Below are 7,737 nucleotides of genomic sequence, written 5' to 3' on the forward strand. Positions count from 1 at the left end.
AATTTACAGGTTTTAAAATATTTTTGTCATTTACCGTGTAACTTAGATTTTCAGCAATAATTTCAATATGATTTGTTTTATTATCAAAATTCTTCTTTTGAGAAATATCTGAATAAAATTTTCCAACATTAACTTTTAAACTTTTTAATTGAATAAATGAGTCCACGGACTTTTTCACACAATCAAAAAATTTATTGATAACAACAGACATAGCTAAAACTTTTATTATTGAATTTATGCCTATAATTTGCTTAGAGCATAGAATAATTCCAAATCCCACTACTAGTATTAAAAACAATCCATCTGCTAAATTTCTTACTGCGTTTTGAGTTTTTGTATACATTTCTCCTCTTGCTACTTTATCTTTCACAAATTCATCAAATAATTCTTTGTATACCTGTATGAATTTTGCGTACAAATTATTAAATTTCAACCAATCTTTTTCAAAAGAGCAAGAAAATAATATTTTTCTTTCATTCTCTTTAAATGTATATTTGTCTCTTGTATATTCAGAAACTTCATTCTTAAAAGTAGTAAATGATACAAATCTTAAAAATCCCATAGCAACTATGAATATGAAATAATAAATTGGTAATTCTTTCAAGCTTATTATCAAAATTAAAACTATTATTAAAGCTTCTGAAATATTTTGAAATGCCCATATAAAGTTCAATCTAAGCATAGTTGCTTCTTTTTCTATAATATTGTCAAATTTATATGATTTTATTTCTCTTAAAATACTTTCATCAAATTTTAAGTATTTGTCTATTAGCAAATTTTCGTGAGTAAAACTATTTTTCAGGATAATTTTATTTGATAAAATCTGAAAAATAGGTATCAAAACTACAGTAATCAAAATAGCAATGAGCAACTTATATATTGAAGATTTCATCATTTTTATATCTGAATTCAATACTGCAGATGTAAAAGTTCCCAAAACAGTCGCTATGAAAACTGCTGACACATCTTGAATTATATTGCTAATCAGTCCTAATATTGCGCCAAGTCTCATAGACTTGAATAAATCCTTATACATAATTATCACCGCTATCTAAATCTAAAGTTTTATTGCATATTTTATTTAACCTTTTATCATGACTAATTACAATCATTTCTCGTGAATCAGATCTTAAAATACCGATTAGTTTTTCCACTGATTTATCATCTAAATGATTTGTCGGTTCATCTAACAAAAGTATATTCTTATCAGATGCCAGACAAACTGCTAATGCGAATTTTTTCCTTTCTCCACCTGATAATTCATCTAAGTATTTACCCCAATCAAGCTCCTTAATCCCAAAATAATTGCAGAGTTCTTGGACTTTTTTAACGTATTCTTTTCCTTCAAGCATACCCATAATCTCTCTCATTGTAAAAGAAATACATAAATCATTTTGATTTAAATAACTTATAAGTCTTTCTGGAATATCTCTAATAACCAATTTGCTATTTGAGTGTAAAAGTCCTAAAATCAAATTGAAAATGGTTGTTTTCCCTTTGCCATTACTCCCAGAAATTAGAATTTTATCTCCTTTTTCTAATTTAAGATTTGTTCCATTTAAATTTTGACAAAAATCTAAATCTTCAATTTTTAAATCTATTAGAGAATCAGTATCTGAAACTGTTACATCGTTACTATTAATATCTTTATTTAAAATATTATTTATTCTAGTTTTTGATACATTGAATTCTTGAACCTTCGAAATATATTTTGTTATATTCTCAAAATTGGAATAAAACGTACTCAGTAACATAATCATAAACACCGAATCAGCAATGGTAATTTCCTGATTATAGATTGCTATACCTATAATTGCATAACTAACTATTTTTAAAATCAAATCTAACAGAGAATACATAGCATTTTCAAGAGCAAATGCAATTTCAGCCTTAGTACCAGCATTTACATTCAGTTCATCTAAATTTCTTTTATTTTTAAAATACCAATCAGTCGCATTAAAAGTTTTCAAAACATCTCTTCCTTCTGATGCTGAAATAATCCAGTTAGTAGTATCTTGTTCTATTTTTCTAGTATCCATGTAAATCTTATATAAACTATTTTTAGTAATTATTGGCGGTATTATTTGCAAAATAGCTAATAAAACAAAAATAAAAGTCACCTTATAACTTAAAACCAAAAATGAAATAAGTACCATCGCAAAAATAAATAATGAAGAAAAAAATTCTACTAAATATTCAAACCTAAAACTTGCTACGATGTCGCTATCCTTATCTACAATTTGCAAAACTTGCTCTCCTGTCAATTCGAACAATAATTCTTTTCGTAAATTGTAAATATCTCTAAGTATGTTGTTTTTTAACTGAAATTTTAATTGATGTTTTATCAATTCTATTCTATAAGGTATTAGTTTTTCTAATAAAAACTTCACACCAAATACTAGTATGATAATTAACATAGTTTTTATTGTATTTTGAAATTCTACTGTTTTGAGTTTTACAAATTCGTCTGCAAAATTTGATGTAATTACAGACACTAAAAAATCAAGCACAAAAATAAATACATAAAACAAACTTGAATAAATAAAATATTTCTTCGCTTTAGTTTTCATATCACAAATTCCTCTCTTTTTTGATTATACCACCTAATAAACTCTTGCGAAATAGAATAAATTTCAATTCTACATTGTTTTATGATATCATTTATTAATACGGAGGTAATAAATGAATAATAGAACTAAAGGTATTATAGCAATATTATTGTCAGCATTTGGATTTGCTCTTATGAATTTATTCATACCACTTGCTGGAGATTTGCCAACTATACAAAAAAGTTTTTTCAGAAATTTGATTGCTTTTTTGGTGGCATTCGCGCTTTTATTGAAATCAAATAAAAAAGAAGAAGTAAAAGAACTTCACGATATTAAATCAATCCCATGGAAAACTTTGATTTTGAGAGCAAGTTTGGGTACTGCAGGAATTTTTTGTAATTATTACGCGTTGGATCATCTTTTCATTTCAGATGCATCAGTTCTCAACAAACTCGCTCCTTTTGCGACTTTGATTTTGTCTTGGATTTTCCTAAAAGAAGATTTGAGAAAGGAACACATAATTTCGATTTTGATAGCATTTGTAGGGGTTTTATTCGTTGTAAAACCTACACTACAAATCCAAGAAATCCTTCCATATTTAATAGGAATTTTGGGTGGAATTTGTGCAGGTGGAGCTTACACTTGCGTTAGAAAATTGAACACTCTAGGAGTGAATAGTTCGTTTATCGTTGCTTTTTTCTCAGGATTTTCGAGTATAGTATGTATTCCTTTTATGATATTTAATTTTGTTCCAATGGGAACATCATCAATCCTTGCTCTTATCGGCGTTGGACTTGCAGCCCTTATCGGACAATTTGGAATAACATTGGCTTACAAATTCGCTCCTGCTTCTGAAATTTCAGTGTTTGATTATTCGACGATAATTTTTACAGGATTGTTCGGATTTTTATTCTTACATCAAATTCCTGATTATTTAAGTATAATAGGATATATTTTAATATTCAGTGGAGCTTTGATTAATTTTATGAACAATCGAAGAAAACAAAGAATGCTAATAAATGAAAAATCTGCACGAGTATAATCTCATGCAGATTTTTTTAAAAAATACATTTTCTTATTTTTTATCATATTAATAATTTCGCTATCATGCGTAATCAAAATCACTATTTTCCTTTTAAAATACAACTCATTTATCATATTCGCTATTTTGATTTTATTTTCTTCATCCAAAAAATTAGTAGGTTCATCTATTATATAAACACTCTTATCCGTATTTAATGCTAACTCTATTTGTGCTTTTTTCTTTTGTCCAGAAGAAAAATTTATTTTATCAGATAACAATCCAAAATTAGATATATTATAATCAGATGATATGTACACCATATCATAGTAGCTCTCTTTTAATATTCTTCCATTTATTAATATATCTCCATTGTATCTATCAGTATAATTCAAAATAGATTCTATCACAGTTGTTTTTCCTACACCATTATCTCCAGAAATTATATTTATATTTTTATTATCAAATTTCATAGAAATTTTTTCATTTAATACTTTCCCTTTATTACTCAAACATTCAAAATTCACCAATTCTATTTCTTTTATAATATCATAATTGTATCTTGTTTTTTTTACTTCCATAAAATTCATAAAACTATTTATTGCTGGCTTTGCTGTTAAATATTGATTTCTTATGTCAAACAAATATTCTACTGGTGTCCAAAATCTAGACACATAAAGTTGTGTAGCATAAAAAGTACCTATTGTAATCATATTTCTATACACATAATATCCAGAAATCAAATACATAGAAATTATTACACCATTTAAAACAAAATAAATCATCATATTATTTACAAGAGATTCTAATTTATATTTTTTATTTAATGTATTTTTATAATTTTCTAATAAAATTTTTATATCAAACATCTGCTTTTTTTTTAAAAGTCTTTCTGACTTTGTAATAGAATATTTATCTAGCAGATATCCCTTAATATCTCTATTATTCGTTAAATCCTTTTCCGAATAATCTGAAATCAAATAACCTAATTTATATGATATATATGCACCTACTGGGACTACAATTATCATAACTAATGCTAAGCTAATAGACAATTTTAACATTATTAAAAATATTGCTATCATAGTAATAATAGAAAATACAATACTAACAGGTATATCTACAATAAAGCCTTTTATTAATGTAAGATTATTTGTTATTTCTTGATTAATCCTATCTCTATTAATTGAATGTTCTTTTACTCTATATGTATCCAAATTTTCATTTACCTCTTTGAAAATATTAGATATTGCTGATGTTTCTACTTTTTTACTGAAAATATCAAATATATAAGATACAACCTGAGTTAATACAAATAAGAAAACATCTATCAGTCCAAAAATCAACATATTATTAAAATTTTTATTCATTGCATTATCTATAAACTTTTTTGCAACAAGTGGAGATACTAAAAACAAAATTTTTAATAGACCATTTATCAAACAATAAATGGCAAGGCTTTTATTTGAAACATATCTTTTTAATTTCAACATTATTTATCATCTCCAATGCGTTTTTATTTAATAAAGTATAACTCTTGTACTCATTATAAAAAAGAGGAAACATTTTGAACTGATTCCCAAAAATTAGATATAAAAACAATTTCAAGAATATTCGCTCATTTTGATACGTACCTTCTTTTTATATTTTAATATTTAAGCTCTTTTTGGACATTTATCTTTTCTGCCACTGCTATCTTCTCTTAATACTGTAAACATAAATAATCTCACCGTCATTAATATTTACAGTATCATATAGATTATTTAATGTCAAAGACAGATTTAACCACCTTGTGATTCGTAATGTTTTATTCCTCTTCTCCACATAAAATAAATTATTACGGAAAAAATCACGATGTAAATTACTTGTTCCAAAATCAAAGCTTTCATATTGTTTGAGTTAATTATGTTTGCAGGGATATAATAAATTCCGGCAAGTGGATTGTGTTGTATAATTTCAAATTTGCCGGAGAAAAATGCCAATGGAACTACTTCTCCTGAAAATATTGCCAGAATATACCAGAAAATATCTCTGAGACTAAGTACAGATTTTAACCAAAATGTTAGTAATCCTAAAATGCATAGCACTTGGAACATCAAACAAAATCCTAGAAACAAGGATATTATAAAATAACCAAGTGATGCAAATGAAAACTTGTCAAAATACAACTGAACTGCTATCCAAAAAGCTATGCCCAAAGGCATTGATATTACAACTCTTCCTAGAGATATGCAAAATCTAGTAAGAGGATAATAAATTGGCTTAGTTATCAGAGTATCAATATTTCCCGAATTTATATCTTGAAATATGTAATAAGTTTCAGCCATTGTATTTGATATTGAATTTTTCACTACCAAAATCGTCATGAAATACGCAATTACATCGTCAAAATTCATTCCTGCTATATCAGCTTGTTCTTTCATTATGAATTTCCACAAAAAATAATAAACAATTATTGTAATTGGTATATAAAATATGGAGGAAACAAAAGAAATAAAGTATTCTTTTGAATTTAGGTATTCTATTTTCAAAGACGCTAAGTATTTTTTCATTCTAACCTCCATTTGAAGAATATCTTCTAAGCCCACGATTGTACACAATGTATAAAACCATCAAACTCACTGCTAAAAAAATTAATATTAGAGGAAAATATCTAGTAGGTTTTCCGCTTAAAGCTAGTGTTGGAACAAATGCTATCAATGAAACAGGAACTACATAAGTCAGAAATTTTCTCAAAAAATTCGGAAAAATTGTAGTGGGATAATTTTTTGAAAAATTAAAATTGAAAATCAAATCCCTTAATGTCGATATTTTTTCAAATCTTAAACTCAGCATCGTTATTGTCGCATAAATCGTTTGATAATACACGTTCCCTATTACTAAAAGAATTATCATCTTTAATACAGCTACAAAAGAAATCGCGATATCAAATTTCACTACTACCAAAATTATTCCAACAATTCCAAGCACTAGTTGTTCAATGAATGCAACAAGAGGAATATTTTCTATCATTATCATAAACAAAGTATTTTGAGGGCGATACAAATACCTATCCAAACTTCCGTCACGCACTAACCACTCAAAATCTCTGAGTCCGAAAAACATTTCTTCGATGGCTGACGATAACATCCCGACCATTGCCAACAAATATATGAAAGATTTGTCGTATCCAAAAGAATCTACATTGTCAAATAACACAACCCAAAACAAAATTGTCGACAATAATTGGAAAAGGCTGTGAAAAAATATCATGATTATTTCATTTGGATAAGCAAACATCTTTTTCAGAGCGATTCTTAGAGAACAAGCAAATAATTTCATCATTCAACCCTCAATTTAGTTTTCAAAACATCTTCCAAGCTCAATTCTTCGATGGTGAATTCGGACTTAGAAAAGTTTGAAATATCTACACTATTTAACTGATCGGTTGTCAATAAAACTGTCGCCTTCTCATTTTCGATGTCTGGATTAAAATCCTTCAAATACTCAACGTATTTAGAAGATACGGTTAGTTTTCTGTACTTATCTCTATCCAAAAATTTATTGCACCTTCCATCGTAAATCACTTCTCCATGATTTAGCACTATAATTCTAGGGCAAAATTTATCTATATTTTCTATCTCATGTGTGGTCAATATGATCGTAGAATTGTATTTTTGGTTTATCATATTCAAAAACTCAAATATATTTTCTTGAACCACAACATCAAGACCAATAGTAGGCTCATCCAAAAATATTGTTCGCGGCAAATGAATAAGGCTCACCGCCAATTCACACTTCATCCTCTGACCGAAAGACAATTTTCTTACAGGAGTATGTAAAAGTTGCGAAAGTCCAAGAACTTTATCAAATTCTTGTAATCTTTCCTCAAAATCCTCATCTGAAATTTCATAAACTTCTTTGAAATACTTGAAAGATTCTATCACATCAATATCGTAAAACATACACGAACGTTGTCCCATTGATACTCCAATCTCATTCAAGAATTCCTTTTTCCTATCAGACGGAGTGAATCCATTCACTTTTATGAAACCATCCGTTGGATACAAAATTCCCGTCATCATTTTAATCGTAGTAGTCTTTCCAGCTCCATTAAGCCCTATGAGTCCGACTCTTTCTCCATCTTCAATTTTAAAAGAAATCTTCTTCACTGCATTCACGATAGTT

The 7,737-nt window shown here is 27.5% G+C and carries 7 protein-coding genes; 1 reads left to right on the forward strand and 6 read right to left on the reverse strand.

The features are described 5' to 3' along the window. Both KHW44_RS04235 and KHW44_RS04240 read right to left on the reverse strand, forming a co-directional pair. A partial coding sequence (locus tag KHW44_RS04235; protein ID WP_304066357.1) for a multidrug ABC transporter occupies positions 1-1,036 on the reverse strand: 1,036 nt, incomplete at its 3' end. Continuing rightward, positions 1,029-2,570 (reverse strand): ABC transporter ATP-binding protein, encoded by a 1,542-nt coding sequence (locus KHW44_RS04240; protein WP_002835204.1) that lies wholly within the window; start codon positions 2,568-2,570, stop codon positions 1,029-1,031. The genes KHW44_RS04235 and KHW44_RS04240, both read right to left, overlap by 8 nt. Positions 2,571-2,682: 112 nt before the next feature. On the opposite strand from KHW44_RS04240, the gene KHW44_RS04245 reads away from it, so the two are divergent. Next, on the forward strand, positions 2,683-3,591 hold the full coding sequence (locus KHW44_RS04245) for a DMT family transporter (protein ID WP_002835205.1): 909 nt from the start codon (positions 2,683-2,685) through the stop codon (positions 3,589-3,591). Positions 3,592-3,593: 2 nt separating this feature from the next. On the opposite strand, the gene KHW44_RS04250 is transcribed toward KHW44_RS04245, so the two are convergent. The 4 genes from KHW44_RS04250 to KHW44_RS04265 form a co-directional block, all read right to left on the reverse strand. Next, a complete protein-coding gene (locus tag KHW44_RS04250) occupies positions 3,594-5,063 on the reverse strand; it encodes an ABC transporter ATP-binding protein (protein WP_154272374.1) in 1,470 nt (489 codons plus the stop codon). A 288-nt stretch (positions 5,064-5,351) separates the two neighbouring features. Next, complete coding sequence (locus KHW44_RS04255; protein WP_230454531.1) at positions 5,352-6,122, reverse strand: ABC-2 family transporter protein; 771 nt, start codon at positions 6,120-6,122, stop codon at positions 5,352-5,354. Between the two features lies 1 nt (position 6,123). After that, entirely contained in the window at positions 6,124-6,894 is a 771-nt protein-coding gene (locus KHW44_RS04260) for an ABC transporter permease (protein ID WP_002835209.1), read from the reverse strand. After that, a partial coding sequence (locus KHW44_RS04265; RefSeq protein WP_304066368.1) for an ATP-binding cassette domain-containing protein occupies positions 6,891-7,737 on the reverse strand: 847 nt, incomplete at its 5' end. The genes KHW44_RS04265 and KHW44_RS04260, both read right to left, overlap by 4 nt.

The organism is Finegoldia magna (assembly GCF_018371055.1).
Classification (GTDB): Bacteria; Bacillota; Clostridia; order Tissierellales; family Peptoniphilaceae; genus Finegoldia; species Finegoldia magna_I.